At 72.6% G+C, this 24,725-nt stretch carries 22 protein-coding genes; 12 read left to right on the forward strand and 10 right to left on the reverse strand.

Annotation, left to right across the window (positions count from 1 at the left end; all coding sequences use genetic code 11):
- Nucleotides 1–25: 25 nt before the first annotated feature.
- The 3 genes from Q3W68_RS21995 to Q3W68_RS22005 form a co-directional block, all read right to left on the reverse strand.
- Nucleotides 26–2,944, reverse strand: a complete 2,919-nt coding sequence (locus tag Q3W68_RS21995; RefSeq protein ID WP_302907237.1) for an AfsR/SARP family transcriptional regulator — start codon at nucleotides 2,942–2,944, stop codon at nucleotides 26–28.
- A gap of 216 nt (nucleotides 2,945–3,160) precedes the next feature.
- Nucleotides 3,161–3,949 (reverse strand): SAM-dependent methyltransferase, encoded by a 789-nt coding sequence (locus Q3W68_RS22000; RefSeq protein ID WP_302907238.1) that lies wholly within the window; start codon nucleotides 3,947–3,949, stop codon nucleotides 3,161–3,163.
- Between the two features lie 113 nt (nucleotides 3,950–4,062).
- Complete coding sequence (locus Q3W68_RS22005) at nucleotides 4,063–6,747, reverse strand: LuxR family transcriptional regulator (protein WP_302907239.1); 2,685 nt, start codon at nucleotides 6,745–6,747, stop codon at nucleotides 4,063–4,065.
- A gap of 97 nt (nucleotides 6,748–6,844) precedes the next feature.
- Here Q3W68_RS22005 and Q3W68_RS22010 point away from each other — a divergent pair, with 97 nt between their 5' ends.
- Nucleotides 6,845–7,258: a hypothetical protein gene (locus Q3W68_RS22010; protein ID WP_302907240.1), complete on the forward strand. Its 414-nt coding sequence runs from the start codon at nucleotides 6,845–6,847 to the stop codon at nucleotides 7,256–7,258.
- Between the two features lie 170 nt (nucleotides 7,259–7,428).
- On the opposite strand, the gene Q3W68_RS22015 is transcribed toward Q3W68_RS22010, so the two are convergent.
- Complete coding sequence (locus tag Q3W68_RS22015; RefSeq protein WP_302907241.1) at nucleotides 7,429–7,890, reverse strand: hypothetical protein; 462 nt, start codon at nucleotides 7,888–7,890, stop codon at nucleotides 7,429–7,431.
- A gap of 145 nt (nucleotides 7,891–8,035) precedes the next feature.
- Here Q3W68_RS22015 and Q3W68_RS22020 point away from each other — a divergent pair, with 145 nt between their 5' ends.
- The 3 genes from Q3W68_RS22020 to Q3W68_RS22030 all read left to right on the forward strand — a co-directional run bounded on the left by Q3W68_RS22020 (nucleotide 8,036) and on the right by Q3W68_RS22030 (nucleotide 10,358).
- Entirely contained in the window at nucleotides 8,036–8,443 is a 408-nt protein-coding gene (locus tag Q3W68_RS22020) for an ATP-binding cassette domain-containing protein (RefSeq protein WP_368045759.1), read from the forward strand.
- A 156-nt stretch (nucleotides 8,444–8,599) separates the two neighbouring features.
- Nucleotides 8,600–9,652 carry a lytic polysaccharide monooxygenase gene (locus Q3W68_RS22025; protein ID WP_302907243.1) on the forward strand — a complete coding sequence of 351 codons (1,053 nt, stop codon included), beginning with the start codon at nucleotides 8,600–8,602 and terminating at the stop codon, nucleotides 9,650–9,652.
- Nucleotides 9,653–9,773: 121 nt separating this feature from the next.
- Nucleotides 9,774–10,358, forward strand: a complete 585-nt coding sequence (locus tag Q3W68_RS22030) for a hypothetical protein (RefSeq protein ID WP_302907244.1) — start codon at nucleotides 9,774–9,776, stop codon at nucleotides 10,356–10,358.
- 90 nt (nucleotides 10,359–10,448) lie between these two features.
- Here the strand turns inward: Q3W68_RS22030 and Q3W68_RS22035 are convergent, their stop codons facing one another.
- Complete coding sequence (locus Q3W68_RS22035; RefSeq protein ID WP_302907245.1) at nucleotides 10,449–11,447, reverse strand: DMT family transporter; 999 nt, start codon at nucleotides 11,445–11,447, stop codon at nucleotides 10,449–10,451.
- 81 nt (nucleotides 11,448–11,528) lie between these two features.
- On the opposite strand from Q3W68_RS22035, the gene Q3W68_RS22040 reads away from it, so the two are divergent.
- On the forward strand, nucleotides 11,529–12,428 hold the full coding sequence (locus tag Q3W68_RS22040) for a LysR family transcriptional regulator (protein WP_302907246.1): 900 nt from the start codon (nucleotides 11,529–11,531) through the stop codon (nucleotides 12,426–12,428).
- 27 nt (nucleotides 12,429–12,455) lie between these two features.
- Here Q3W68_RS22040 and Q3W68_RS22045 read toward each other — a convergent pair whose 3' ends face one another.
- Nucleotides 12,456–13,817, reverse strand: coding sequence for an RICIN domain-containing protein (locus tag Q3W68_RS22045; protein ID WP_302907247.1), 1,362 nt, complete (start codon nucleotides 13,815–13,817; stop codon nucleotides 12,456–12,458).
- Between Q3W68_RS22045 and Q3W68_RS22050 the strand changes: the two genes are divergently transcribed.
- The 4 genes from Q3W68_RS22050 (at nucleotide 13,816) to Q3W68_RS22065 (ending at nucleotide 17,514) form a co-directional block, all read left to right on the forward strand.
- A complete protein-coding gene (locus Q3W68_RS22050; protein WP_302907248.1) occupies nucleotides 13,816–13,992 on the forward strand; it encodes a hypothetical protein in 177 nt (58 codons plus the stop codon). The two genes, Q3W68_RS22045 and Q3W68_RS22050, sit on opposite strands and share 2 nt — an antisense overlap.
- A gap of 355 nt (nucleotides 13,993–14,347) precedes the next feature.
- Nucleotides 14,348–15,361 carry a sigma-70 family RNA polymerase sigma factor gene (locus Q3W68_RS22055; RefSeq protein ID WP_302907522.1) on the forward strand — a complete coding sequence of 338 codons (1,014 nt, stop codon included), beginning with the start codon at nucleotides 14,348–14,350 and terminating at the stop codon, nucleotides 15,359–15,361.
- Between the two features lie 37 nt (nucleotides 15,362–15,398).
- Nucleotides 15,399–16,244, forward strand: a complete 846-nt coding sequence (locus tag Q3W68_RS22060; RefSeq protein WP_302907249.1) for a nuclear transport factor 2 family protein — start codon at nucleotides 15,399–15,401, stop codon at nucleotides 16,242–16,244.
- Nucleotides 16,245–16,353: 109 nt separating this feature from the next.
- Nucleotides 16,354–17,514: an alkaline phosphatase PhoX gene (locus Q3W68_RS22065; RefSeq protein ID WP_302907250.1), complete on the forward strand. Its 1,161-nt coding sequence runs from the start codon at nucleotides 16,354–16,356 to the stop codon at nucleotides 17,512–17,514.
- A gap of 120 nt (nucleotides 17,515–17,634) precedes the next feature.
- On the opposite strand, the gene Q3W68_RS22070 is transcribed toward Q3W68_RS22065, so the two are convergent.
- Nucleotides 17,635–18,438, reverse strand: a complete 804-nt coding sequence (locus Q3W68_RS22070; protein ID WP_302907251.1) for a DUF1206 domain-containing protein — start codon at nucleotides 18,436–18,438, stop codon at nucleotides 17,635–17,637.
- A 156-nt stretch (nucleotides 18,439–18,594) separates the two neighbouring features.
- Between Q3W68_RS22070 and Q3W68_RS22075 the strand changes: the two genes are divergently transcribed.
- From Q3W68_RS22075 to manD, 3 genes are all read left to right on the forward strand, one after another.
- On the forward strand, nucleotides 18,595–18,810 hold the full coding sequence (locus Q3W68_RS22075) for a hypothetical protein (RefSeq protein ID WP_302907253.1): 216 nt from the start codon (nucleotides 18,595–18,597) through the stop codon (nucleotides 18,808–18,810).
- Between the two features lie 118 nt (nucleotides 18,811–18,928).
- The gene (locus Q3W68_RS22080) at nucleotides 18,929–19,099 is read left to right on the forward strand and encodes a hypothetical protein (protein ID WP_302907254.1); all 171 of its coding nucleotides are present in this window, start codon (nucleotides 18,929–18,931) and stop codon (nucleotides 19,097–19,099) included.
- Nucleotides 19,100–19,177: 78 nt separating this feature from the next.
- Nucleotides 19,178–20,386, forward strand: coding sequence for a D-mannonate dehydratase ManD (manD, locus tag Q3W68_RS22085; RefSeq protein WP_302907255.1), 1,209 nt, complete (start codon nucleotides 19,178–19,180; stop codon nucleotides 20,384–20,386).
- 10 nt (nucleotides 20,387–20,396) lie between these two features.
- On the opposite strand, the gene Q3W68_RS22090 is transcribed toward manD, so the two are convergent.
- Genes Q3W68_RS22090 through Q3W68_RS22100 form a run of 3 tightly spaced genes read right to left on the reverse strand, consistent with a single transcriptional unit; the run spans nucleotide 20,397 to nucleotide 24,720 of the window.
- Nucleotides 20,397–22,508 (reverse strand): alpha-glucuronidase, encoded by a 2,112-nt coding sequence (locus Q3W68_RS22090; RefSeq protein WP_302907256.1) that lies wholly within the window; start codon nucleotides 22,506–22,508, stop codon nucleotides 20,397–20,399.
- Nucleotides 22,505–23,197 (reverse strand): hypothetical protein, encoded by a 693-nt coding sequence (locus Q3W68_RS22095; RefSeq protein WP_302907257.1) that lies wholly within the window; start codon nucleotides 23,195–23,197, stop codon nucleotides 22,505–22,507. Before Q3W68_RS22095 ends, Q3W68_RS22090 begins: the two co-directional genes overlap by 4 nt.
- A complete protein-coding gene (locus tag Q3W68_RS22100; protein ID WP_302907258.1) occupies nucleotides 23,194–24,720 on the reverse strand; it encodes a xylan 1,4-beta-xylosidase in 1,527 nt (508 codons plus the stop codon). The genes Q3W68_RS22095 and Q3W68_RS22100 overlap by 4 nt, the downstream gene beginning before the upstream one ends.
- Nucleotides 24,721–24,725: the final 5 nt, after the last annotated feature.

A 24,725-nucleotide genomic window follows, 5' to 3' on the forward strand; every position in this document is an offset into this window, starting at 1 on the left:
GTGCCGCTGCGCGCGCCCTGCGCTCCTACTGCGCGCCGGCTGCGCTCCGCCAACGCGGCAGCGATTCGCGCAGGTCGTCGACGTACGCGGAGTCGAAGTGCTCGAAGATGCGCAGCGCCTCCTCGCCCAGCGCGACGGCCCGGTCGTGCCTGCCGAGGGTGGCTTGCGCCCGCGCGAGCAGGTGCAGCGAGTTCGCCAGCGGGAACGGCTGCCCGACGCCGCGCAGCATCGCCACCGAGCTCTCCAGTTCCACCACCGCCCGGTCCGCGTCGCCCTCCTCGAGGTGCGCCTTGCCGAGCAGCCGCCGGGAGATCGCCTCACCCCACTCGTGACGCAGCTCGTGGAACGCAAGCACCGTACGCCGCAGCAGCCGCCGTGCCGCCTCGCCGTCGCCCGCCGCGAGGTGCGTCGCGGCCAGCGCCTGCTCGGCTGTGGTCACGCTCATCCGGTCGCCGAGCCGGCGCGCGGCGGCCACCGCCTGCCGAAGCTGCTCCACGGCCGGCGGCCACTGCTCGGCGTGCCGGTGCAGCAGCCCGATGGTCTCCCGCGTGAGCGCCTCGCCCCACAGGTCGCCGTCGTCGACGAAGACCCGCAGGGCCGCGGCGCAGGCGTCGAAGGCGAACGGGGAGGTGAGCCGGTACTGCCCGTGCTGCATGCCGAGTGCCAGCAGCACGTGCCCGCCGACGCGGCCGACCGGCCAGTGCACGGCGCACAGCTGCACCATCACCAGCAGTGCGGCGTCCGCCTGCCGCAACCTGCCGAGGTGGCGGCAGGACAGCGAGTAGCCCAGCAGGGCGACGAGGCGGTGCGCCACCCACCGCCCGCGGCCGGCCCGCTGCGCCGCGCGCAGCAGCGGCACGGCTTCGGCGTGCCGGTTCAGCGACCGGTACGCCGTGCCGAGGTGCAGCCACAGCGACATCCGGGTCGCCGGCGGCAGCTCGGCGTGGCGGTCGAGCACGGCGCGCAGACAGTCGACCAGCTCGGGCAGGTGCTGGCTGCGCATCGTCGCGAAGTTGCCCATCGTGCAGGCCAACCGCCCCGCCAGGTCGACGGCGCCCAGCCGCAGCAGGTCCTGCACCGCCGCGACCAGGTTCTCCCGCTCCGCCTCGAACCAGTCGACGGCCTCCCAGGCGTCGAGCGCCGGCCCCGCGTCGGCCACCGGCAGGGCTCCGCAGGGCAGCGACGCGTCGGCCCGCTCGGCGTACGCGTGCAGCCGTGCGTACCAGGCGACGACCTCGTCGACGGGGACCTCGGTGCGTTCCCGGGCGACGAGCCTGACCAGGTCGTGCATGCGGACCCGGCCGCTGGCGTCGTCGGTCAGCAGGTGGGCCCGGCACAGCTGCTCCAGCAGCGGCTCGGTGGTCTCGTCCCACATGCCGAAGCTGCGCAGCGACGTGCGGCTGAGCACCGCGAGCAGCCGCGCGGCGGGCTGCGGCAACCGCTCGAACCCGACGGTGAAGCTGCTGCGCACGTCGAGCCCGTCGAGGGAGAGTTCGTCGAGGCGGCGTCGCTCGTCGCGTAGCCGCTCGCGCAACCGCGCCACGGTCATCGCCTCCCGCTCGGCCAGCCGCACGCCGGCGATTCGCAACGCCAGCGGCAGGCGACCGCACAGCTCCACGACGTCGGCGGCGGCCCCGGCATCCCGGTCGATTCGCTCGCCGCCGGCGAGCCCGGCCAGCAGGTCCAGGCCGTCGTCGATCGGCAGCACGTCGAGCGGGACGACCTCGGCGCCCGCCAGCCCCGGCAGCGCTCCCGTGCTCGTGACGACAGCGCTGCCGCCGGGCGGCAGCAGCGGACGTACCTGCGCCGCGTCCGCCGCGCTGTCCAGCATCACCAGCAAGGTCTGGTCGGCGAGCACGGAGCGGTACAGCGCCGCGCGCTCCTCGGCCGCTGCCGGGATGGCCTCGCCGGCCACGCCGAGGGCGCGCAGGAACGCGCCGAGCACCGTGCCGGGCCGCGCCGGTTCCGGGGTGTTGCCGCGCAGGTCCGCGTAGAGGCATCCGCCGGGGAAGCGGTGCCGGCTCTCGTGGGCCGCGCGCAGCGCCAGCGTGGTCTTGCCGGTTCCCGCCAGCCCGGTCACGACGATCACCTGGGCGACCCCGGCGACCGTCGGGGTGCGCCCCAGCAACGACAGCAGCAGCCCCAGCTCCTTGTCCCGCCCGACGAAGTCACCGGTGACTCCGGGAAGCTGGTTGGGGCGCACCCACCCCCGCGAGGGCGTCTCCTGCTCGCTGCCGAGGATCTCCCGGTGCAGTTGCCGCAGCTCCGGCCCCGGGTCGATGCCGTGCTCCTCCGAGAGCACCCGGACCCCGGCCCGGTACACGGCGAGCGCCTCCGCCTGTCGGCCGCTGCGGTGCAGGGCCACCATCAGCTGGCCGCGCAGCCGCTCCCGCAAAGGTCGGTCGCGGACCAGCGTGGTCAGCTCGGGCACGAGTTCCCGGTGCAGACCGAGCGAGAGCAGTGCCTCGGCGCGCAGCTCTGTCGCGTGCTCGCGCAGCTCACGGAGCCGATCGCGCTCGTACTCGACGAGCCGCGACCCGACGTCGACGAACGCGTCGTCGCGCCAGCGCGCCAGCGCCCGGTCCAGCAGCTCCACGGCGCGGCGGGCATCGGCGGTGGCCGCGGCGGCCCCTACCTCGGCGGCGAACTCCGCCGAGTCGACGACCGCCACGGGGTTCAGCTGGTAGCCGGGCGAGCGGGTGAGGATCAGCTCCGGCTTCGCGCCGCGGCGGACCGAGGCGACGACCGCCTGGACCCGGTTGCGCGCCCCCGTGGGCGGATCGTACGGCCAGAGCCCGTCGATCAGGCGGTCGACGGAGACGATGCGTCCCTGGTGGGCCGTCAGGCTCGCGACGAGTGCCCGTTCCAGCGGGGCGAGCGACACGGCCACCCCGTCGACGCTCACCTCGATCCGCCCGAGGATGCCGATCCGATACCCACGCACGGCGCAAAGCTACGCGGCCTGCGCCCTTTGTGGCCGCACGTGCGGGACGCTCCCGGCGGAAGGCGCTGGTCACGACGTTCCGGCCCGAAGATCGTGACCAGCGCCACTGTCGGCCCGTCGCGGGGTGGCCGGGGCGGCGGCGGCGTAGTAGCGCGAGCCGTCGTCCGGACGCCTTGCGGAGCCGGCGATCTTGGGGCTTGTCCCCGACGCTGCTGGTCAGCTGCGCCGGCCGACCCCGCAGTATGTGGCGAAGCGGCGCGGGTCCTCGTCCGGGTCGACCGGCCAGTCGGGCCGCCATTCGGGCAGCTGCACCAGTCCTGGCGAAACGAGGGTGTAGCCGGTGAAGAGTCGTTCGATCTCGGGCCTGCTCCGCAGGGTCATCCGGGCGGTGTTGGCGTACCCCTGGTTGTAGGTGTCGCGTAGGGCCAGCGCGTCGGCACGTTCGTCGGAGGAGGCGTGCGACAGGGCGAGGTAGCTGCCCGGGGCGAGTCGGTCGCGGTAGTGGGCGATGATCGGGGCCGGGTCGGTGGTGAGCTGGTGCAGCACGCCCACCAGCAGGACCGCGACCGGCCGGTCGAGGTCGAGCACGTCGCGCAGCGTCGGGTCGCCGAGGACGGCGTCGGGCTGGGTGAGGTCGGCGTGCAGCACCATGGTCCGGGGGTCGTCGGCCAAAAGGCGTCGGCTGTGGTTGTACGCCACGGGGTCGATGTCGACGTACGCGACGACGGTGTCCGGGGCGGCCTGGCCGGCGACCTCGTGCACGTTGCCCGCCGTGGGGATGCCGGAGCCGAGGTCGAGGAACTGCCGGATGCCTGCGTCGACGAGCGCGCGGACCGCGCGGCGCAGGAACGCGCGGTTGGCCCGCATGATGTGTCCGATGTCGGGCATGGCCTGCTCCATGCGGGCCGCCAGCGCGCGGTCCGCGGCGAAGTTGTGCGACCCGCCGAGGAAGTAGTCGTAGACCCGGGCAGGGCTGGGCGTGTCGAGATCCGGGGTGAGGTCCATGACACAAGTGTCCGTCGATACGCCTGTTCCGCGCTGCCCGGCGCGATCGGCGCAGTAGGAGCGCGCTTCGCTGACACCGAAGAGGCCCCGCCCGCTCCCGCGGGCGGCCGTCCTCAGTCGGCGGACGTGACCCCGACCAGCGCCGCCAGCTGAGCCCGCGACGTGATGCCCAGCTTGGGGAACGCCTTGTAGAGGTGGTAGCCCACGGTCCGTGGGCTGAGGAAGAGCTGGGCGGCGATGTCGCGGTTGGACGCGCCGGCGGCGGCCAGCCGCACGACCTCGCGTTCCTGCGCCGTGAGCACGCTGAGCGGGTCGCCGGCCCGGCGGGGCGCGGCCGGGACGTCCCCCGTCGCGCGCAGCTCGGCGCGGGCCCGCCGGGCCCACGTCTCCGCGCCCAGCCGGTCGAAGACCTCCAGCGCGACGCGGAGCTGCGTGCGCGCATCCGCCCGCCTCCGGGCCCGCCGCAGCCACTCGCCGTAGGCGAGTCGCGTCCTCGCCTGCTCGTACGGCTGGTCGTCGCCGTCGTGGGCGCGGACGGCGGCGACGAAGTGCGCCTCGTCCTGCTCCACCAGGGCCCGGCAGCGCAGGGCGACCGCGTCCGAGGCGGGCTGACTGACATGACGGGCCCAGGTCACGTAGCGCTCCAGCGGCTCGGCGGCCCGCTCCGGCCGGCCACTGCGGACCGCCGCCTCGACGAGATCGGCGGCGGCGAGCGCCCCGAACCCGGTCGGCGGAATCCGTTCCAACTGCTCCAGCGCGGCGTCCGCGTTCCCCTGCCCGAGTTCGAGCCGGCCGAGCGCCCAGCGTCCGAGGGTCGCCGCGAGGACCAGCTTGCGGTCGTCGGCCCGCCGGACGCCGTTCTCGGCCCTCGCGCGGCACCCCGCCACGTCCTCCTGATGAGCGAGCACCCAGGCGAGGCAGCAGGTGAGGTGGATGACCCGGTGCTCGTGACCCAGGTCGGTCGACAGCCGCAGCCCCTCGTCGAGGGTCGCCCTCGCCTCCCCGTAGCGGCCCTGTAGCCCTTGCGCGAATCCCTGGTCCTGAAGAGCGAACGCCAGCCAGCCGATCATCCCGCTCGTCCGGCAGTCCGCCACGACCCGCCCGGTGAGTTCCTCGCAGAGGGCCGCGCGGCCCGTCGCGAGGGCGGCGCCTGCGGCGAAGGTCAGTCCGGGAACGCCCAGCCCGGCGAGCCCGGACGGGTCCAGCGCGCGGCCGGTGAGCGGCAGCCCGCCCGTGAGGTCGCCGGCCAGCAGCCGGGCCAGCCCGACCGCCTGGCCGACCAGCGGCGAACCGGTCGCCGGCAGCTGGTGGAGCGCCGTCGCCGCCTGTTCGGCCAGCGGCGCGTCGCCGGCGAACCAGGCGCAGCGAACCGCCTCCACCAGCAGCCAGGTCGCCTGCTCGGGGTCGCGCTCCGCCACCCGGGGCGCGGCGTCGAGGATGATCCGGCCGGCGGCCAGCGGGGTGCCCAGCTCGACCTCGCGGTGAGCGCGGACCTGGGTCAACGCCACGATCATCGCCGGGTCGTCCACGTCGGGCGTGGCGTCTGCGGCGAGCGCGGCGGCGCGGTCGGTCAGACCGGCGTCGCTCGCGGCCAGCGCCGCCGCGGCCAGCCGAGCGGATCGGCGTACCGGATCGACGGTGAGCTCGGCGGCCCGCTGGTAGGCGGCCGCCACCGCGGCGTGACCGCCTCGGGTACGGGCCCGGCCCGCCGTCTCCTCCAGCTGCCGCGCGACGCCCTCATCGGGACCGAGCGCGGCGGCGGCCAAGTGCCAGATGCGCCGGTCGGCGGCGTCGGGCGAGGCCGAGCCGTTCAACGCGTCGGCGAGCGCCCGGTGTACGGCGAGGCGCCGGCTCACCGATGCGCTCTGGTAGGCGGCAGCGCGGATGAGGGGATGACGGAAACCGACGGCCGTCCCGTTGATCCCGATCAGCCGGCTCCGCTCGGCGGCTTCCAGACCGTCGAGCGGAGCGCCGGCGGCGACCAGCGTCGCGAGTTCGCCGGAGCCTTCCGCCGCCGCGACCAGGAGCGCGGTGCGCGCGGCTTCGGGCAGCGCGGCCATCTGCGCGAGGAAGGCCTCCTGGATCCGCTCCGCCACCGGCATCGCCCCCACCGGCGACAACCGGCCAGTCCGCTGTTCGGGGGTCAACGCGGCCGGCAGCTCGATGAGCGCCAGCGGGTTGCCGGCCGACTCCTGGACGAGGCGCTCCCGGACCTGCGGCGGAAGATCGGCGGGGAGCAGGGCGGTGGCCGCCGTGTCGTCGAGCCCGGCGAGACGGCGTTCGGGAAGGCCGGTGACCGGGAGGTCCGGACGGGCGGCGAAGATCATGGCGACACCCTCGGCCCCGAGCCGGCGCGCCGCGAACACCAGGGCGTCGACGGACGCCTCGTCGCACCATTGCACGTCGTCCACGAGGCAGAGCAGCCCGCCGTCCCCGGCCAGCTCCGACAGGAGGCTGAGGCTGGCCAGGCCCACCAGGAACCGGCTCTCCGGTGGCGCGTCGCGCAGCCCCAAGGCGGCGCCGAGCGCCCTCGCCTGCGCGTCGGGCAGCGCGTGGATCCGGTCGAGCCCGGTCCGCAGGAGCAGGTGCAGCGCGGCGAACGGCAACGCCGCCTCGGACTCGATGCCGACACCGTGCACCACCCGCATGCCGATCGCCCGCAGCGCGGCGTGCTCCAGCAGCACCGACTTGCCGATCCCCGCCGGTCCCCGGAGGACCAGGGCGCCGCTGCGACCCTCCCGGGCACCGTCCACCAGCCGGTCGATCTGCGCCTGTTCCTCGACCCGCCCGTGCAGCACGACTGGCAACCTACCGTCACGATGACAGATTCGGCGTGGCCCCCAGCTCCGTAGCTTCGTGATCAGACGCACGTCAGCACCACGAAGGGACTTCGAGATGGCCACCATCGCCAGCACCGCCCGGACCGCCGTCGACGCCAAGCTGCTCCGCTTCGCCCTCAAGCAGGACGCGATCGGCTCCGGCGCCAACGGCGTCGTCTACCTCGCCGCCGCGGCGATCTTCGGCCGGATGTTCGGTCTTCCCGCCGGTCTTCTCTACCCCGTTGGCGCCTTCCTGGTCGCCTTCGCGGCCGCCCTGCTCTTCCTCGCGTCGAGGCAGACGGTGAGCCGGCCCGCCGTGGCGGTCGTGATCGCCCTCAACATCGCCTGGGTCGCCGCGAGCGTCGAGCTGCTCGTCGCCGGCTGGTTCCCGTTGACCACCCTCGGCGTCGCGCTCGTCATCGCACAGGCGGTGGTGGTCGCCGGATTCACCGCCCTCCAGATCACCGGCCTGCGCCGGACCGCCGTCTGAATCGCGCTTGTCCCCGGGTGCTCGTTCCGGGCCGGTGCGGACACCCGGGGATCGAACCCGCCGGCCGATCCGGTCGGCGCCCGTTCAGTGACCGACACGTCCGAGCCGTCTGCGCCCACCACGGACGCCTGGCGACCGTGCGGCAGTCGACGCTTTCACCGGCGGCTGGGTCAGGCCGGCGGATCGTCTCGAAAGAGGGCTTCCTTCACACCTGGACCGCCCCAGCGGGTGGCGACGAGTTCGGGACGGGGACGGGTCGGCTCGGGCACCCCGCGGTGTCGTCTTGTGTCGGGCGCAGGGCGGTCCCAATCAGCTACCAGGGCGAAAGGATCGGTGCCGAGGTCCGGCTCATCGTCACATCGCTCCCGGACAACCATCGCCGGATAGAAGCGCAGTTCCTGCGCCAGGTTGCAGTCGTCTGCCCGCGAGGCGACCACGGCACCGCAGCCTTGACAGGCGACGCAAGGGATCCATCCCACCATCGACCAGCAGCCCGTGTGGACACGGTCATGGACGAAGTGTGTCCCGCGTACGTCGCCGGGTGAGAGGACGAAGGTGCCGGTGACGTGATCACGGCCGTAGGCGGCATCGTCGATCGCGTAGGCGCCGGGGTCCAGGAGCTGCGGGTTCACGTGGTGGCAGTCCAGGAGCGACCAGTGCGGCTCCGCCGGCAACTCCACCAACCGGACCGGGACGCTCAGCGTGTTCCCACAGCCCGTACACCGAAAGCGCTCCACTGCCGCAGTGTGGCATCGCAGTCGAGCGACGGCATCCGAGATGTGCATAGAAGGCGCCCGCGACGGCCGGTCGGTGGTCGACCCGGCGCTGCGTCCGCTGCTGCGGCGGCGGGCCGGGCTGCTCTCCGGTGGCCAGCGTCAGCAACTCGCCATCGCCCGCGCGTTGATCACCCGGCCGCGGCTGCTCATGCTCGTCGAGCCGACCGAGGGCATCCAGCCGTCGGTGGTCGCCGAGATCCAGGAGCGCAGCGTGGAGCTGACCCGGCAGTCCGGCTTCAGCGTGCTGCTCGTCGAGCAGCACCTCGGTTCGCCTTGCGGGTGGCGAACCGCTACCACGTCCTCGAATCCGGCCGGGCCACCTCGCACGGCGACGGGGGAGTCACGGTGGAGCGGGAGGTACGCGCGGCCTCGCGGTCTGACCCGGTACGTCGGTATCGATTTACATTGACTGCGGTCTTTACTAACATCGTGGCTGGGAGTCGCCATGCGCTGCTGGGCAGCAGTGCCGTCCACCCCTGGGACGGCTTGAATCGATCGGCGTCACCTTCTCCGGGGTGGGCACCCAGCGAGGGCCACTGGGCGCCGGCGCATCCACTGGAGCATCATGAAAATCTCACGGACAGCACGCCGTCTGGGACTGGGCGCGGTAGCAGTTCTCGTCGCCTCGTTCACGATGGTCGTCGTCAACCAGGCCGGTCCGGCCTCGGCCCACGGATCGGTCACCAACCCGCCGTCACGCAACTACGGATGTTGGGAGCGCTGGGGTTCCGACCACCTCAACCCCACGATGGCCCAGACCGATCCGATGTGCTGGCAGGCGTGGCAGGCCAACCCGAACACCATGTGGAACTGGAACGGCCTGTACCGCGAGAACGTCGGCGGCAACCACCAGGCCGCCGTGCCGGACGGACAGCTGTGCAGCGGCGGTCGCACCCAGAACGGCCTGTACGCCTCGCTCGACGCGGTCGGCGCGTGGACCGCGAAGCCGATGCCGAACAACTTCACCCTGACGCTGACCGACGGCGCCAAGCACGGTGCCGACTACATGTTGATCTACATCACCAAGCAGGGCTTCGACCCGACCACCCAGCCACTCACCTGGAACAGCCTCGAACTGGTGCTCCGCACCGGCAGCTACCCGACCACCGGGCTCTACGAGGCGCAGGTGAACGCGGGCAGCCGCACCGGGCGGCACGTCGTCTACACCATCTGGCAGGCGTCCCACCTCGACCAGCCGTACTACCTCTGCAGTGACGTGATCTTCGGTGGCGGCAACAACCCGCCGCCGACGACCCCGCCGCCCACCACGCCGCCGCCGACGACCCCGCCGCCGACCACGCCGCCGCCGGCCGGAAACGGCGCCTGCACCGCCACCTTCCGCAAGACCAACGAGTGGTCCGGTGGATTCGGTGCCGAGGTCACCGTCCGGGCCGGCAACGCCGCCATCTCCGGATGGACTGTGGCATGGACCTGGCCCAACGGCCAGAGCATCACCAACTCCTGGAACGCGACGATCACCTCGAGCGGTTCGTCGGTCACGGCGTCGAACGTCGCCTACAACGGTTCCCTGAGTGCCAACGCCAGCACCAGCTTCGGCTTCAATGCCTCCTGGAACGGCACCAACTCCACACCCACCCTCACCTGCACCGCTCGGTAACAGCATCGGCGTCGGGGTGGCGCGGCACGCGCCACCCCACCGTCGGGCATTGCCGGGCCGGCAGTGTGCCGTGCGCTGCCCTCCGCCACCACCAGGAACCGCGACGAGGTGAAGGACGACAATGATTTCCCGGGTGAGCGTCGGCGGCTGGTACCGAAGCCGCTTCGTGTGGATCGAGGTGTGCCTGCTGGCCGCGTCGATCGGTGTGGCCGCCGTGATCACCGCGACCACCCCGAAGACGGACCCGGCGGAACTCCACCGGCAGATCCTGACCCGGATGCGGACGACCCTCGAGCAGGCGGACCCGGCACAGCACCAGCACGCCGGGCACACCGCCCCACAGGTGTCAGCCGGAGAGCAGGCCGCGCCTGCGGTCGTCTGCGGAGTCCACGTCTACGGTTACGAGCCCACCGGGGCCGCCACACTGGCCGACGTCCGGACGGTCTACGGCTTCCACCTCTGCGGCGTCGCCGAACAGAAGCGCCAGTGGGACGGGGCGGTCAAACTCGTCGGCCCGGTGATCATGGACATGACCACCCGGCCTCCCGGCATCCAGGTGGTCGAGGCGAGCGCCGACGTCAGGTTCGTCGACCGGCTACGGGAGATGTTCCCCGACAAGTACGAGGAACTGGCCCTCAGGGAAGCGCTGCCCCCGTCGGAGATGGCCGACCTGCGGCGCCGGTACGACGCCGCCGCCGGCCTCTGACCACGCCGAGCGACCGGGTCACCAATTCCTGCAGTACGGCACCCGCCGGCCGCCTCCCGACAGCCGGCGATCGGCGCGAGAGCATCGACGTCAGCGGCGCGTGGCGAGGACCACGCCGCCCAGGCACAGCGCGCCGCCGGCCAGGGCGAGCGGTGCCGGCACCTCGCCGAGCAGCGTCCACGACAGCAGGACGGTCACCGGGGGCACCAGGTAGGTCGCGGCGGTGGTGCGACCCGCGGTCCAGCGGGACAGGACGTAGCCCCAGGTGAGGAAGCCGACAGCGGTCGGGAACACGCCCAGGTACAGCATGCCCAGGGTGGCCGCCGGTGGGGCCGTGGCGAGCTCTGCCAGGAGCGTGGGGGCGAACGGCAGCAGGGCCGCGGTCCCGGCCAGGGCGCCGAGCCAGGTCATCGTCACGGCGTCCACCCGCGCCAGTAGGCGCTTCTGGAGCAGTACGCCGAAGGCGTACAGCAGGGCGGAGAGCACCGCCAGGGCGACGCCGGCCTTGTCGGCGTGTCCGGTGAAGCCGCCGGCGGCGATCAGGGCGACGCCGGCGAAGGCGATCGCCACCCCGACGCCGAGCCGGCCGCTGAGCCGCTCGTCGAGAACGAGGACCGCGGCGACCGCGACGAGAATGGGCGCGACCGCCACCAGCAGTGCCGCCGTCCCGGCGTCGACCAGCCGCTCGGCAGCGTTGAGCGCCACGTTGTATCCGCCGAACCAGGCCGCGCCCCAGACCGCGATCAGCGCGAGGGTTCCGCCACGGGGCAGGGCGGTCCGGCGGGGAGCCGTGGCGTCCGCCCCGGGCTGGGCGTGCTGCGGTCGTGTGCTGCGGCGTCGGACGGCGGCGCTCACCGCCATGAACGCGCTCAGCGCGACGGACGCCGCTGCCATGCGGCCCAACGCCATGGCGCCGGGGGAGTGGTCGTGCCCGGCGAAGCGGATGCCGACGAACGCCGACGCCCACAGGAGCACGGTGACACCGGCGGCACCGACCGTCGGCCAGGACCGGGGGTGCGCCGTGCCGGCGTGGTCGCTCTCGGTGGCAGTCGGCCGGCTCGGGGCGGTGGTCAGCGGTGCACTTCTCATGTCACGATCCTCATGCGCCCGAATGTTCAGCACCATCGACTATTTCTTCACAACCATTCAGCAGGGCTTTACTGTCGTGAGGTGCTCGACGTCCACCGCCTCCGCGTCTTCCGCTCCGTCGTGGCCTCCGGGTCCGTCCAGGCCGCCGCCGCCAACCTCGGCTACACCCCCTCCGCGATCAGCCAGCACCTCACCGCACTCCAACGCGAGACAGGCCTGACCCTCCTCGCCCGAGTGGGACGCGGCCTGCGACCGACGGCCGCCGGGCATGCCCTCGCCGCCGAGGCGGACCGGGTGCTCGCTCGGATCGGAGCGGCCGAGTCGCTGATCGCCGACCTGCGCACCGGACGCACCGGCGCGCTGTCCATCGCGTACTTCGCGTCAGTGGGCGGCGCCTGGATGCCTTTCGTGGTGCGGCGCATCCTCACCGAGTTCCCCGGTGTCCGGCTCGACCTGCAGCTGCGCGAACACATTCCGGGCAGCCGCGAGGAACGCGCTGACGTCCAGGTGGCCGTGGCAGGCAACGGCTTCGACCCCGGCCCGGGTTTCACCACCCGTCACCTCCTCGACGACCCCTACGTGGCCGTCGTTCCTGCCGGGCACCGCCTCGCCGGGCAGGAGGAGGTGGACCTGGCCGACCTCGCCGACGAGCGCTGGATCGACAACGACTTCGCCCGCGGCTGGTGTCGCGCCAACCTCATCGAGGCATGCACCGCCGCCGGGTTCAGCCCCGCCTTCCAGGTCGAGGCGCACGACTACCCGACCGCGCTCGCCTTCGTGGCGGCCGGCATCGGCCTCACTGTGCTCCCTGCGCTCGGGGCAGCGCACCTGCCCGACGACGTGACCTGCGTGCGGGTGGTCCGCCCGACGCCGATCCGGTCGATACACGTGGTGGTGCACGACGCGGTCGAGCACACCCCGGCGGTACGCACGGCGGTTGCCGCGCTGTGGGAGTCGGCCGGCGCCGCGAGCGAGCAGTAGGACCGGGGGAGGGGGCCGGCGGAGCCGTCAGACGGTCGTACGCGACCACTGCTGATTGGCGCCGGTGTTGCACGGATACTGCTTGAGGACCACACCGTCCGCGGTCGAGGCGGCCGGCACGTCCACGCACTTGCCGCTGTGTCGTGCCCGGAGCTGGAAGTAGCTGCCGCCCGTGACCATCTGGAACTGCTGGTTGGTGCCGGTGCCGCAGGTGTACTGGATCAGCTCGGCGCCGTCGGCGGTGGACGCGCTCACCACGTCGAGGCACTTGCCGCTGTTGCGGCTGACGAGGCGCCAGTAGCCGCTGCCGGCGTCCTGGAACTGCCACTGCTGCCACGCATTGCCGTTGTACGTGTACTGGCCGACGCGCGCGCCGTTGTCGGTGTTCGGTTGCTGGACGTCCATGACCTTGCCGCTGTGCCGCACGGTGATCCGGTAGAACGTTCCCGTCGACGGCGGGGGCGTCGTGGGGCCACCCCCGATGGTGTCGCCCCACGCGTACCGGATCTGGTCGGCGCCGGAGGTGTTGCGGACGGTCAGGTCGAGGTCGGTGCCGCCACCGCTGAGCGAGTACATCGAGTACCAGTCGTAGCCGATGTTGCCGGGCTTGCCGCCGAGCGCGGGCCAGTAGGTGCCGCCCATCCGGTTGTCGCGCATGACCTGGGCCATGGCGCGGATGTGGCGCACGAAGTTGTCGGTGCTGTTCGCGTCGGCGTAGTTGCGGCCGTCGTTCATGGGTGCGCCGAACTCGGTGGCGACCGCCCGCGACGCACAGTTGCCGAGGCGGGTCTGGATGTGGCTCCGGAAGGCGTCGTAGGTCATCTCGCCGTAGAAGAAGGCGTAGTGGTGGAAGGACAGCAGCGTCGAGGCGAAGCGGGTGTCGTTGCAGACGTCCCGCAGGTCCTGACTGAAGCCGGTGCCCCCGATGAGCACCCGGCTGGGCACCGCCGAGTAGTGGTAGCTGAGCCAGTCGGCCGCGACGTTGCGCCACTCCGCCGAGCTGTAACCGTGCGGCTCGTTCATCGGCTCGAAGTAGACATTGGGGTTCGAGCCGTACGTGTTGGTGACCGTGGACCACATCGCGTTCCACGCGGCGAGGTTCGTGATCCTGCCGCCGGAGGCGGCGCCGTCCTCCCAGTAGGCGAGGATGACCTTGAACCCGCGCGCGGTGGCGGCGTCGACGGCGCCCCGGTAGGCGTCCCACCACGCCGTCCCGACCGTGTGGGTGTTGATGGGCAGCCGGACGGTGTTGACCCCCATGGTGGAGACCATGTCGTCGTAGAGGGCGTTGGCCTTGGCTCGCACCGTCGCGTTGCTGTCGGAGGAGCTCAGGCCCTGCACGACGAGGGGACCGGTGCTGAAGTTGTCACCCAGCACAGCCCAGTTCATGCCTCGGAACTGGTTCGTGGCGGCAACGGCCGGCGACGACACGGCGACGACGCCGCCGACCAACGCCGTCATCGCGGTCACCAGCGCGATCAGCAGCCGGCGCGACGACCGGATGCTCCGCGGTGGCCCGGCTGCGTGGCACCGCGACGACGTGGTCCGCGTCAGGAAGTGGTGAGTCACCGATCTGGCCTCTCTGGGTTCGGGCATCAGGCTGATCGCCGAGCGGCTGCTGCCCTGGGCCCGAGTTCGTTAGCGCTAACATCGCTCAACCACACTCAAGCCAGTCACGGCGAGGCGGGCAGACGTGTACTCGGTGTCAAGGGCGTGTTGCAGACAAGTGTTAGCGGTCTCATCTGGCGAGTCAAGGAATCGACCAAGGTCGTTCCCTCTGCGCTCCGGCCCGCCGGCCTGCGCCGGGTGGGCGCAGAGACCGGGCACCCGGGAGGGTGCCCGGCACTAGATTGAGGCGGGTGAGCCGGGGCGAACCATCGGCGGAGGCCGGTCCGTCGGGCGAGGACGCGACGGCGAGGATGCTGGCGGCGGCACGCGCGGGCGACGGCGCGGCCTTCAGCCGCCTCGTCGCGCCCCTGCGGGACGAACTCCATGCGCACTGCTACCGGATGCTCGGTTCCTTCCACGACGCGGAGGACGCGGTCCAGGACACCATGGACCGGGCGTGGCGGGCTGTCGCCCGGTTCGAGGGGCACGGGTCGATCCGGCCGTGGCTCTACCGGATCGCCACCAACCGGGCGCTGTCTGCCCTCCGATCACGCGGGCGGCGTGAACTGCCCACCGATTTCACCGCCCAAGGCGTGTCCCGGGCCGAGGTGAGCTGGCTCGAACCGTATCCGGACCGCCTTGCGGCCCCGTCCGTCGTACCGGATCCGGAGGCCCGCGCGATCGCGAGGGAGACCATCGAACTCGCGTTCGTCGCCGCGTTACAGCACCTGCCACCGCGGCAACGTGCCGTTCTGCTGCTGCGTGACGTTCTCGGTTACTCCGCCGAGGAGACCGCCGGGATGCTGGTCACCACCGTCGCCGCCGTCAACAGCGCGATGCAGCGGGCCCGCCGGATCGTCGCCGGGCTGACGCCGTCGGACAGTCAGCGGCGGATCCTCGCCGAGCTGGGCGACGCGGGGCAGCGGGAGGTGGCCGGGCGGTACGCCGCGGCGTGGGAGTCCGGGGACGTCGAGACGATCGTGGCGATGCTGACGGAGGACGCGCGGTACTCGATGCCGCCGCTGACGGTCTGGTACGAGGGCCATGAGCAGCTCCGTGGCTTCCTGGCCGAGGTGACGGGTGGGCGGAGGTGGCGGTTCCTGCCGACGAGTGCCAACGGGCAGCTCGCGTTCGGGACGTACCTGTGGAACGAAGCGGCCGCCGCCTACCTGCCGGCGGGACTGGACCTGCTCGTGCTGCGGGGGCGCCGGGTGGCCGAGGTCGTCTCGTTCCTCGAGGCGCGCCTGCCTGCCTTCGACCTGCCGGAGCGGCTGCCGGAAAGTTCGCGTGGAGGCGATGAGTTCGCGGTTCGGCCGGGGTTGTAGTCCTGACGGGTTCACCACCACGAAGGGCAGAGCCACGATGCCGAGCAACGAAGAACAGATCCGGGCCATGGTCGAGCGCTGGGCGGCCGCGGTTCACGAGGGGAACCTCGCCGGCGTCCTGGCCGACCATGCCGAGGACATGGTGATGTTCGACGTGCCGCCGCCGTACGAGGGCGTGCGCGGGTTGGACGCCTACCGGGAGATCTGGCCGCCGTTCTTCAGATGGCAGGCGCAGGGCGCGTCGTTCGACGTCGAGTCGCTGGACGTCGTCGCAGGCGAGGACGTGGCCTTCGCGTACGCGCTCCTGCGGTGCGGCATGCCGGCCGACTTCGCCGCGGATCCGGAGAACCGTTTGCGGGTGACCTTCGGCCTGCGAAGGCGGGAGGGCCGGTGGATCGTCGCCCACGAGCACCACTCCTTCCCGCTCGCTCGTACCGAGCCGGCCCGGGACGCGGCCGCCGCCGAGGCGGAGGTGCGCCGGCTCCACCAGCGCTGGTTCGACGGCACAGCGGCCAAGGACCTGGATGCCCTGATGGAGGCGGTCGCCGATGACGTGGTCTCGTACGAGCACGAACAGCCGCTGCGATACGTCGGCGTGGAAGCTGTCCGCGAGGTCTGCGCGGCGGGTCTGGAGGCGTCGGGTGACGGATCAGTCGCCTGGGACGTGCCCGGCCTGACGATCGTGGTCGACGGCGACCTCGCCGTCGCCTGGGGCCTCAACCGCGTCTCGGTACGCCCGAGCGGTGGCCCGCCGATCGAGAGCTGGTCCCGGGGCACCCGGGTCTTCCAGCGACGCGACGGGGCCTGGCTGATGACCCACCAGCACCTCTCCTACCCGTACGACCCTTCGACCGGGACGGCGCGGACGGATCTGCGTCCGTAGCGGCGCGGGCACGACGTCGCACACCGAGCCGTCCATCGACGTTCATCCAACAGATCGATGTGCGTAAGGTCCGCACGGTCAGATCTGGGGAACCTACCGAGGAGGTTCCATGGATCGTCGAGCGATGTTGCGGGCCACCGTTGTCGGTGCGGGCGCCCTCGCCCTGCCGTTCACTGCGTGGTCGGCGGCGTACGGAGCACCGGCGCAGAACGCGGCGGGGCCCTACGGCGGGCTCCAGCCCGCCGACGCCAACGGCATCCAGTTGCCGGCCGGGTTCACCAGCTCGATCGTCGCGCGGTCCCGCCGGACGGTGCCGGGAACGTCGTACACATGGCACGACGCTCCGGACGGTGGCGCCGTGTTCCCGAACGGCACCGGCTGGGTCTACGTGTCGAACTCCGAGGTGTCCGCCGGGGCCGGTGGCGGTGCCTCACGCCTCGTCTTCAACTCCAGCGGTGCCGTGATCGGTGCGTCGCGGATCCTCTCCGGCACCGACAACAACTGCGCCGGCGGCAAGACGCCGTGGAACACCTGGCTCTCCTGCGAGGAGGTGTCCCTGGGTCGGGTCTTCGAGACGTACCCCCTCGGTGGGACCGCCGTGGCGCGTCCCGCGATGGGCCGGTTCAAGCACGAGGCGGCCGCGGCCGACCCGGTCCGCCGGGTCGTCTACCTGACCGAGGACGAGACCGACGGCAAGTTCTACCGCTTCGTGCCCACCACCTGGGGCGACCTCTCCGCCGGAACCCTCCAGGTCTTCCGCGCCGGTACGGCCACCTCCGGCACGTTCACCTGGGCCACGGTGCCCGACCCGGACGGCTCACCCACGCCCACTCGGCAGCAGGTGTCCGGCGCGAAGACGTTCAACGGTGGCGAGGGCTGTCACTACGCGGACGACACCGTCTGGTTCACCACGAAGGGCGACAACCGCGTGTGGCAGGTCAACCTGGCCGCCGGGACGTACGAGCTCGCCTACGACGACAACCTGGTCAGCCCCGGCACCGCTCCGCTGACCGGCGTCGACAACATCACCGGGTCCACGGCCGGCGACCTGTACGTCGCCGAGGACGGCGGCAACATGGAGATCTGCATGATCACGCCGGACGACAAGATCTCCGTCTTCCTGCGGATCACCGGGCAGAGCGGTTCGGAGATCACCGGTCCGGCGTTCACCCCGGCCGGGGACCGGCTGTACTTCTCGTCGCAGCGCGGCACGACCGGCTCGTCCTCCGGCGGCATCACGTACTGCGTCACCGGGCCGTTCCGCCGGTGACCGGCTCACGGGCCCGCTGACCGACACGTGACCACCCGAGGGACGTCCGGTCGTCACCGGGCGTCCCTCGCGACCCGCTCACCCGGCCGCGCCGGGACGACCAGGTACGCGCCCGGCCGGTCAGACCTTGCGGTAGCGCGCCTCGGTCAGCGCGAACACGCCGTACGCCGCGAAGCCGAGCGCGATCACGAGCAGCAGGCCGGTGCCGTACGCCTCGCCGGCCAGCGTCCGCAGCGCCGCGTCGAGTCCACGCGCCTTGTCCGGGTCGTACCGCCACCCCGCGATGACGAACAGCGCGCCGGCGATCCCGTACGCGAGGCCCTTGGCCACGAAGCCGGCCGCGCCGAGCCGGCGCACGAGCCGCCGCGTCCCGGCGGCCATCTCGCCGGCTCGCAGGTGCTTCTCGAAACGTCTGGTGAGCCCGACGAACGCCAGCCATCCGCCGATCCCGGCCAGGACCAGACCGGCCGCCACGACAGTGACGCGACCGCCGCTCGACGCGAGCAGACCCTCGGCGGTGTTCTGCTGGGTGTCGGCGCTCGACGACTTCTTGCCGCGCAGCACCTTGACCCCGCTCACGGCGAGGTAGAGGTAGAACGCGGCGCGTCCGGCCGATGCCATCCGTTCGGCCGGCCGGCGATCCCGGAGCATCTCCAGCACCTGCCAGGCCGCCATGGCCACCAGCCCCACGACGATCGCCGCGATCAGCGCCAGCCCGAACGGCTCGTCGGCGATCTCCTGCATCGCGCCCGACTGGTCGCCGTCGGCGGTCGGTCCGCCCGAGGCGATCCGCGCGACAACCCAGGCGAACAGCAGGTGCAGGATTCCGTAGCCGATGAAGCCGGCCCGGGTGAGGCGCTCCAGACCAGGGTTGTCGGCGGCGCGGGAGAGGGCGCCGCGAGCCCGTGTGGACAGCGATGACATGCGCCGACAGTCTCCGCTCGCGGCTCCGGCGAAACCTGCTCGCCGTCGGGGGTGCGCCCGGCGGTCCTCGCCGCTCACGACGAGGTGGGGTCGCGGCCGTGCGCCGACGCCATGGCGCCTGCGGACTGCGATCGACGTCGTGATCCAATGACGCACATGGTTCTCCAGCGCGTTACCGCCGGTTTCCTGTTGCTGATCGGGCTTCTGGCGATGGCTGCCACCCGCGCCTTCCCGTTCCTCGACGATCTCTCCGAACCGGCCGAGACGGCGGTCGCGATCGCGGGCGCGGCGTTCCTGCTGGCGGGGGTGTGGCTGTGGTTGCGCAAGCCGGCGGACCGGTCGCCCGCGGCCGGCGACGGTGAGCGCCCGTGACCCCGAGTCCATCGGAGGGGTAGCGGGCCGGGGCGATCGGCGGGCGGACGCGTCACCCGGGAATGCCGGCGGGCGCGCTCGGCGGGCGGTCCCGGCGGCGGCGTCGGATACTGGGCCGATGACCAACCCCGACCTCGATCCCGAGGTGTACCCGCCGATCGACCCGCGTGAGGACGTGCCGGACGACCCCGGCGAACTCCTCCCGGACACGCCCGACGAACTGCCCGAGGCGCCGGTCGAGCCGATGCCCGACGACGGGGAGCCCGGGGGCGTACCCGAACCGGCTTGACCGTCGCGGGGCAACCGATTCATCGACGACTATGGATAATCCTGTGGTGACCGGCGCGCCGACCGCAGGGGAGACCGGATGAGAATCGTCGACGCCCGGGTGATCGTGACCTGCCCCGGCCGGAACTTCGTGACGCTGAAGGTCGTCACGGATGCCGGCCTCACCGGCGTCGGCGACGCCACCCTCAACGGCCGGGAACTCGCAGTCGCGTCCTATCTGCGGGACCACGTCGTGCCGCTGCTGATCGGGCGCGACCCGGCCCGGATCGAGGACACCTGGCAGTACCTCTACCAGGGGTCGTACTGGCGGCGCGGGCCGGTCACGATGAGCGCCGTCGCCGCCGTGGACACCGCGCTGTGGGACATCAAGGGCAAGGTCGCCGGGTTGCCGGTCTACCAGTTGCTCGGCGGCCGGTCCCGCGAGGGCGTGACCGTGTACGGACACGCGAACGGCGAAACCGTCGACGAGGTGTTGACCGAGGTCGCCCGCTTCGTCGACCTCGGCTACCGCGCGGTGCGGGTGCAGTGCGGTGTGCCGGGCCTGCCCCGGACGTACGGCGTCAGCGCCGACAAGATGTTCTACGAGCCCGCAGACGCCGCGCTGCCGACCGAGACGGCCTGGTCGACGGAGGCGTACCTGGCCCACGTGCCGAGCGTGTTCGCCCGGGTCCGCGAGGAGTTCGGCCCCACCCTCCGCCTGCTGCACGACGTGCACCACCGGCTCACCCCGATCGAGGCGGCGCGGCTCGGCAAGAGCCTGGAGCCGTACGCGTTGACCTGGATGGAGGATCCCGTCCCGGCCGACCTGCAGGAGGGTTTCCGGCTCATCCGCTCGCACACCACCACGCCGATCGCCGTCGGCGAGGTCTTCAGCAGCATCTGGGACGCCGCCCAGCTCATCCGGGAACAGCTCATCGACTACATCCGCGCCACAGTGGTCCACGCCGGCGGGATCACCCACCTGCGACGCATCTTCGACCTCGCCGCGCTGCACCACGTCCGCAGCGGCTCGCACGGCGCCACCGACCTCTCCCCGGTCTGCATGGCCGCCGCGCTGCACCTGGACCTCGCCATCCCCAACTTCGGCCTGCAGGAGTACATGCGGCACACCGAGGCGACCGACGAGGTCTTCCCGCACGGCTACCACTACGACGGCGGCTACCTGCATCCGGCCGAGACCCCGGGGCTCGGGGTGGACATCGACGAACAGGCCGCGGCCCGCTATCCCTACGCACCGGCCTACCTGCCGGTGAACCGGCTGGCGGACGGCACCGTGCACCCCTGGTGAACGTGCCGGTTCAGTGGATGCGGCGACCGTGCGCGTCCGGCACCCCGGACTTGCGGAAGAAGTAGGTGTTGATCTGGTCCCGCCACTCGACGGCGCTGCGGAGCTGTTCGTCGAGGCGCTCGGCCACCCGGTCGTGGACGGCCGGGTCGACCGCTCCGGCGACGAGCCGCCACCGCTCCCGCATCGCCGCCACCTCCTCCACGCCGGCGAAGTGCGTGTCGTAGATGTGCTGGATGACGGAACGGCCACTGTGCAGCACGTGCCGGTACGGGACGTGGTGGAAGAACAACAGCAGTTCGTCGGGGCAGCGCTCGCGTGACTCGTACACCTCCGACCACGGCGGCGGGTACTGGCCGGTGAACCCGGTCCCGGTCGCCCGGGTCCGGTCCACTCCGACGCCGTCGCGGTCGGCGAAGTGGTAGGTGCCCCACGGGGTGTACTCGTAGCCGTCCACGTCCGGGCCGTAGTGGTGGCCGGGCCGCACCATGAACCCGACGCCGAGCGGGGCGGTGTAGCGCTCGTAGGTGCGCCAGGAATCGTCCATGATCGCGTGCATCGTCCGCCGCACCGCTTCCGGATCGCCGGTGGTGACCGGCAGCCACGTCAGGTCGATCCATTCGTCGAGGATCGCGCCGGGATCCAGCAGCGGATCCCAGGCGAGCCGGCCGAAGGCGTACAGGTTCGCCTGGGCCAGCGGGTGCCCGGTCCAGAACGGGTCGTCGCCCACGTTTGCCACGGCGACCAGGCCGCCACCGGTGCCCGCCCGGCCGGCCGCCACGTCGGCGACCGTGCCGCCGGCCTCACCCCAGGGGCGGAACCGCAGCACCTCGCTCCACCAGGGTGCCAGGTAACAGACGTGCCGCTGCTGGCCGGTGTACTCCTGCGTCGCCTGCACCTCCACCGCCAGCCGGGTGGCCGGCATCGCGGCGAGCACCGGGGACACCGGTTCGCGTGGCTGGAAATCGATCGGGCCGAACTTCACCTGGAGGATCACGTTGTCGGCGAATCGTCCGTCGAGCGGCGCGAAGTGGTCGTGCGCGGCGCGGGCCCGGTCGGTCGACCGGTCCCGCCAGTCCTGGCGGTGGTCGTAGACGAACGCCCGCCAGTGCACCACGCCTCCGTGGGGGGCGAGCGCCTCGGCGAGCAGGTTCGCACCGTCGGCGTGGTCGCGCCCGTACGCGAACGGGCCTGGTCGACCCTCGGAGTCGGCCTTCACCAGGTAGCCGCCGAAGTCGGGGATCCGCTGGTAGACCCGACGGGTGGCGGCGGCCCACCAGGCCCGTACCCGCTCGTCCAGCGGGTCGGCGGTGGGCAGGCCGCCGAGGACCACCGGGGCGGCGAAGGTCACCGACAGATGAACCCGGATGCCGTACGGGCGGAGCACCTCGGCGATCTCCGCGACGTCGCCGAGCCGGTCGGTCAGCAGTAGCGCTTCGGTGTCGTGCACGTTGACGTTGTTCACCGAGATCGCGTTGACGCCGCAGGCGGCGAGCAGGCGTGCGTAGTCCCGGAGCCGGGCGGTCTCGCGCCGGGCGGCGCCGTCGCGCCAGAACAGGGAGCCACCGGCGTAGCCCCGCTCGACCTGGCCGGACACCGGGTGTACGGCCACGTTGTCCCAGTGGTCGAGCATCCGCCGGCCCAGTGCCGGCCGGTGCCGCCGCGCCGGAAGGTCGTCGTCGAAGGCCGCCGCGCCGAGCCGGACCACGTGGAACATCCCGTACAGCAGGCCGGCCGGCGCGTCGGCCAGGACCACCGTCACGCCGCTCACCCGAGCCAGCAGGTACCCCTCGTCGCCGAGCGAACCGTCGCCGGCGCCGTTCACCGCCGGTGTCGCACCGAGCCGGGCCGCCTCCGCTGCCGCGTTCGGCACCGGGCCGGCCCCGCGCAGGGCCAGCACCAGGTCGGCGTCCACCTGCCACGGTGGACCGTGCCAGACCCGTCCGCCGTACCGGGCGCAGGCCCGGCTCACCTCGTCGAGGACGGTGCCGACCAGGGGGCCGTCGCCGTGCACCAGCACCGGCCGGGAGCCGAGTTCGCGGAACGCGGCGGGCGGCAGCCAGGCGGCGTGCCAGGTCGACTCGCCGGCGTCGGCGGACGCGCGGCCGGTGACCGGAACGCTCATGCGGTGAACTCCGCCCGGATGTCGTCGATCATGGGGTCGCCGATCCGCAGCAGCGCCAGCACCGCGAGCGCTGCGAGCAGGGCGAGCACCGCCTCGGAGAACACCGCTGTGACACCGGCGGTGGCGGCCAGCAGCACGAGGTTGCCGAACGTGACGCCGGGCTTGCGCGCCACGTAGTAGAGGGCGAGCCGGAGCACGTCGCGGGTGCGGAAGGTGAACAGCGAGACGATCACCAGCGCGTTGAGCCCGACCAGGACCACCCCCGCCCCGACCACCACCAGCGGCACCGCCCACCAGCCGGGGACGGCGGCGGCGGGCAGGTTCGCCAGGTTGACCGCGATGACTGCGAGCCACAGCAGCGTCGGCGCCCAGACGCGCAGCACGCCCGCCAGGTTGGCCCGGTAGGCCCGGCGGAACACGGCGGCGGGACGGAGATCGGTCAGGTCGGGGCGTTGGTGCCGCAGCGTGTACAGCGCGGCCGACACAGCCGGACCGGCCGGCAGCGCGGCGAAGGCGACCAGCGGGACGTTGCTGCTGTCGCGTTCGAGCAGCACGAGCACGGCCAGGCCGGGCAGCATGCTCACCAGCAGCAGCAGTTCGACCACGAGCACTGTGTGGACCCTCGCGGCGGCCCGCGACAACGGCCCATCGCCGAACTCCCGCAGCCCGCCGGCCGGGTGGCTGCTCATGATCGCTCCCCGGGTGGGTCGAGCAACCGGTCGCCGTCCCACCACGGCGGGGTCTCGTCCACGACCGGAGTCAGCTCGGCGAGGGTCACCTCGTGCCGGGCGAGGACGAGGTCGAGGTCGGCCCGCCCGCCCGCGACCGGCAGGGCCCGATGGGTACGGGCCGGCTCGGCGGCCTCCCGCAACGCGTCGAGCTGCCGGGGCAGGGGCGAGTGCGGGCTGCCCATCTCCCGCCAGGCCGCCCAGGCGTTGCCGGCGTCCTCGCTCACCGACGAGCGGAGCAGGAACGCCGACACGGTGCCCGGCGGGCCGATCGGCACCGACAGGGACACGGTGTGCCGCTCGGGTGCCGGCTCCCGGCCGGTGACGTCGACAGGGGCCCAGGCCAGCACCGCGACCCGGCCGTCGGGGTGCCGGGTGACGAGGTGGTCCGGCCCGCGCGCGAGCACCTCGTCGCCGAGCCGGGCCATGAACGCGTACAGGTGGTAGGTGGGTTTCTTGATCTGCCGGTGGGTGAGCAGGCCGAAGCCGCCGTGCAGCGGCGCGGTGGGCACCCCCTCCTCCTCGAACACGTCGCTGAAGGTCCAGTAGGAGAAGGAGTCGACCAGGTCCCCGCCGCAGGCCAGCACCGGGGCGAGGTAGGCGGCGTGGAAGGCGGTGTCGTGGATCGGGTTGTCCGGCCGGTAGGAGGAGTTGAACTCGGTGATGTGCACCGGGCGGTCGGCCAGCGCGGTGCCGGCCAGGTGCCGGCGGGGCGCGGCGAACTGCTCCAGCAGTTCCGCGGCCGGGGCCAGGGTCTGCCGGGTGCCGAACGGCAGGTGCCGCGCCGGGCCGGAGGTGTAGGCGTGCCGGCTGACGAAGTCGACAGGCACGTCGCGGTCGGTGACGAACTCGGCGAACGGCTTCAGCCACTCGTCGGCGCCGGGGGAGAGGGCCGGGCCGCCGACCTGGATCGCCGGGTCGACGTCCTTGACGGCGTGCGCCGACACCTCGTACAGGCGGTGGTAGGCGTCCTGGTCGGCGCGCGCCCAGAACGCCGTCAGGTTGGGCTCGTTCCACACCTCGACGGGCCAGCCGCGCACCTCGTCGAGGCCGTACCTGCCGACCAGGTGGGCCACAGTCGCGCGGACCAGGTCACCCCATTCGGTGTACGACCGGGGAGGCGTCACGTTGCCCCGCCACCAGAACACCGTCTGGTCGCCGGAGGCGAGCGCCGAGGGCATGAACCCCAGCTCCACGAAGGGCCGGATGCCCAGGGCGAGGTAGGCGTCGACGACCTGGTCGACGTAGGTGAAGGCGTGCCGCACCCGGCGCTCGCCCTGGTACGTGTAGGGGCGGTGTACGCCCACGCCGTCGCTGAGCAGCCCGTGCCCGCGGATGTGCCGGAAGCCGATGTCCCGCTGCACCAGCGCCAGCGAGTCCTGATAGTCGCGTCGCAGGGCCAGGTCGAACCGGCCGGTGCCCACGCAGGTACGCCAGGCGTCGGTCAGCCGGCCGACGGGCCGCTCGGGAACGGTGCCGCGCATCGCCG

Source organism: Micromonospora sp. C28ISP2-4 (assembly GCF_030519385.1).
Taxonomy (GTDB): Bacteria; Actinomycetota; Actinomycetes; order Mycobacteriales; family Micromonosporaceae; genus Micromonospora; species Micromonospora tulbaghiae.

Excerpts from the sequence above, each read along its gene's own strand:
- Q3W68_RS22000 (WP_302907238.1), bottom strand. The coding sequence starts at position 3,949 with ATGGACCTCACCCCGGATCTCGACACGCCCAGCCCTGCCCGGGTCTAC.
- Q3W68_RS22010 (WP_302907240.1), top strand. The coding sequence starts at position 6,845 with ATGGCCACCATCGCCAGCACCGCCCGGACCGCCGTCGACGCCAAGCTG.
- Q3W68_RS22020 (WP_368045759.1), top strand. The coding sequence starts at position 8,036 with ATGTGCATAGAAGGCGCCCGCGACGGCCGGTCGGTGGTCGACCCGGCG.
- Q3W68_RS22025 (WP_302907243.1), top strand. The coding sequence starts at position 8,600 with ATGAAAATCTCACGGACAGCACGCCGTCTGGGACTGGGCGCGGTAGCA.
- Q3W68_RS22030 (WP_302907244.1), top strand. The coding sequence starts at position 9,774 with ATGATTTCCCGGGTGAGCGTCGGCGGCTGGTACCGAAGCCGCTTCGTG.
- Q3W68_RS22035 (WP_302907245.1), bottom strand. The coding sequence starts at position 11,447 with ATGAGAAGTGCACCGCTGACCACCGCCCCGAGCCGGCCGACTGCCACC.
- Q3W68_RS22050 (WP_302907248.1), top strand. The coding sequence starts at position 13,816 with ATGCCTCGGAACTGGTTCGTGGCGGCAACGGCCGGCGACGACACGGCG.
- Q3W68_RS22045 (WP_302907247.1), bottom strand. The coding sequence starts at position 13,817 with ATGAACTGGGCTGTGCTGGGTGACAACTTCAGCACCGGTCCCCTCGTC.
- Q3W68_RS22055 (WP_302907522.1), top strand. The coding sequence starts at position 14,348 with ATGCTGGCGGCGGCACGCGCGGGCGACGGCGCGGCCTTCAGCCGCCTC.
- Q3W68_RS22060 (WP_302907249.1), top strand. The coding sequence starts at position 15,399 with ATGCCGAGCAACGAAGAACAGATCCGGGCCATGGTCGAGCGCTGGGCG.
- Q3W68_RS22065 (WP_302907250.1), top strand. The coding sequence starts at position 16,354 with ATGGATCGTCGAGCGATGTTGCGGGCCACCGTTGTCGGTGCGGGCGCC.
- Q3W68_RS22070 (WP_302907251.1), bottom strand. The coding sequence starts at position 18,438 with ATGTCATCGCTGTCCACACGGGCTCGCGGCGCCCTCTCCCGCGCCGCC.
- Q3W68_RS22075 (WP_302907253.1), top strand. The coding sequence starts at position 18,595 with ATGGTTCTCCAGCGCGTTACCGCCGGTTTCCTGTTGCTGATCGGGCTT.
- Q3W68_RS22080 (WP_302907254.1), top strand. The coding sequence starts at position 18,929 with ATGACCAACCCCGACCTCGATCCCGAGGTGTACCCGCCGATCGACCCG.
- manD (WP_302907255.1), top strand. The coding sequence starts at position 19,178 with ATGAGAATCGTCGACGCCCGGGTGATCGTGACCTGCCCCGGCCGGAAC.
- Q3W68_RS22090 (WP_302907256.1), bottom strand. The coding sequence starts at position 22,508 with ATGAGCGTTCCGGTCACCGGCCGCGCGTCCGCCGACGCCGGCGAGTCG.
- Q3W68_RS22095 (WP_302907257.1), bottom strand. The coding sequence starts at position 23,197 with ATGAGCAGCCACCCGGCCGGCGGGCTGCGGGAGTTCGGCGATGGGCCG.
- Q3W68_RS22100 (WP_302907258.1), bottom strand. The coding sequence starts at position 24,720 with ATGCGCGGCACCGTTCCCGAGCGGCCCGTCGGCCGGCTGACCGACGCC.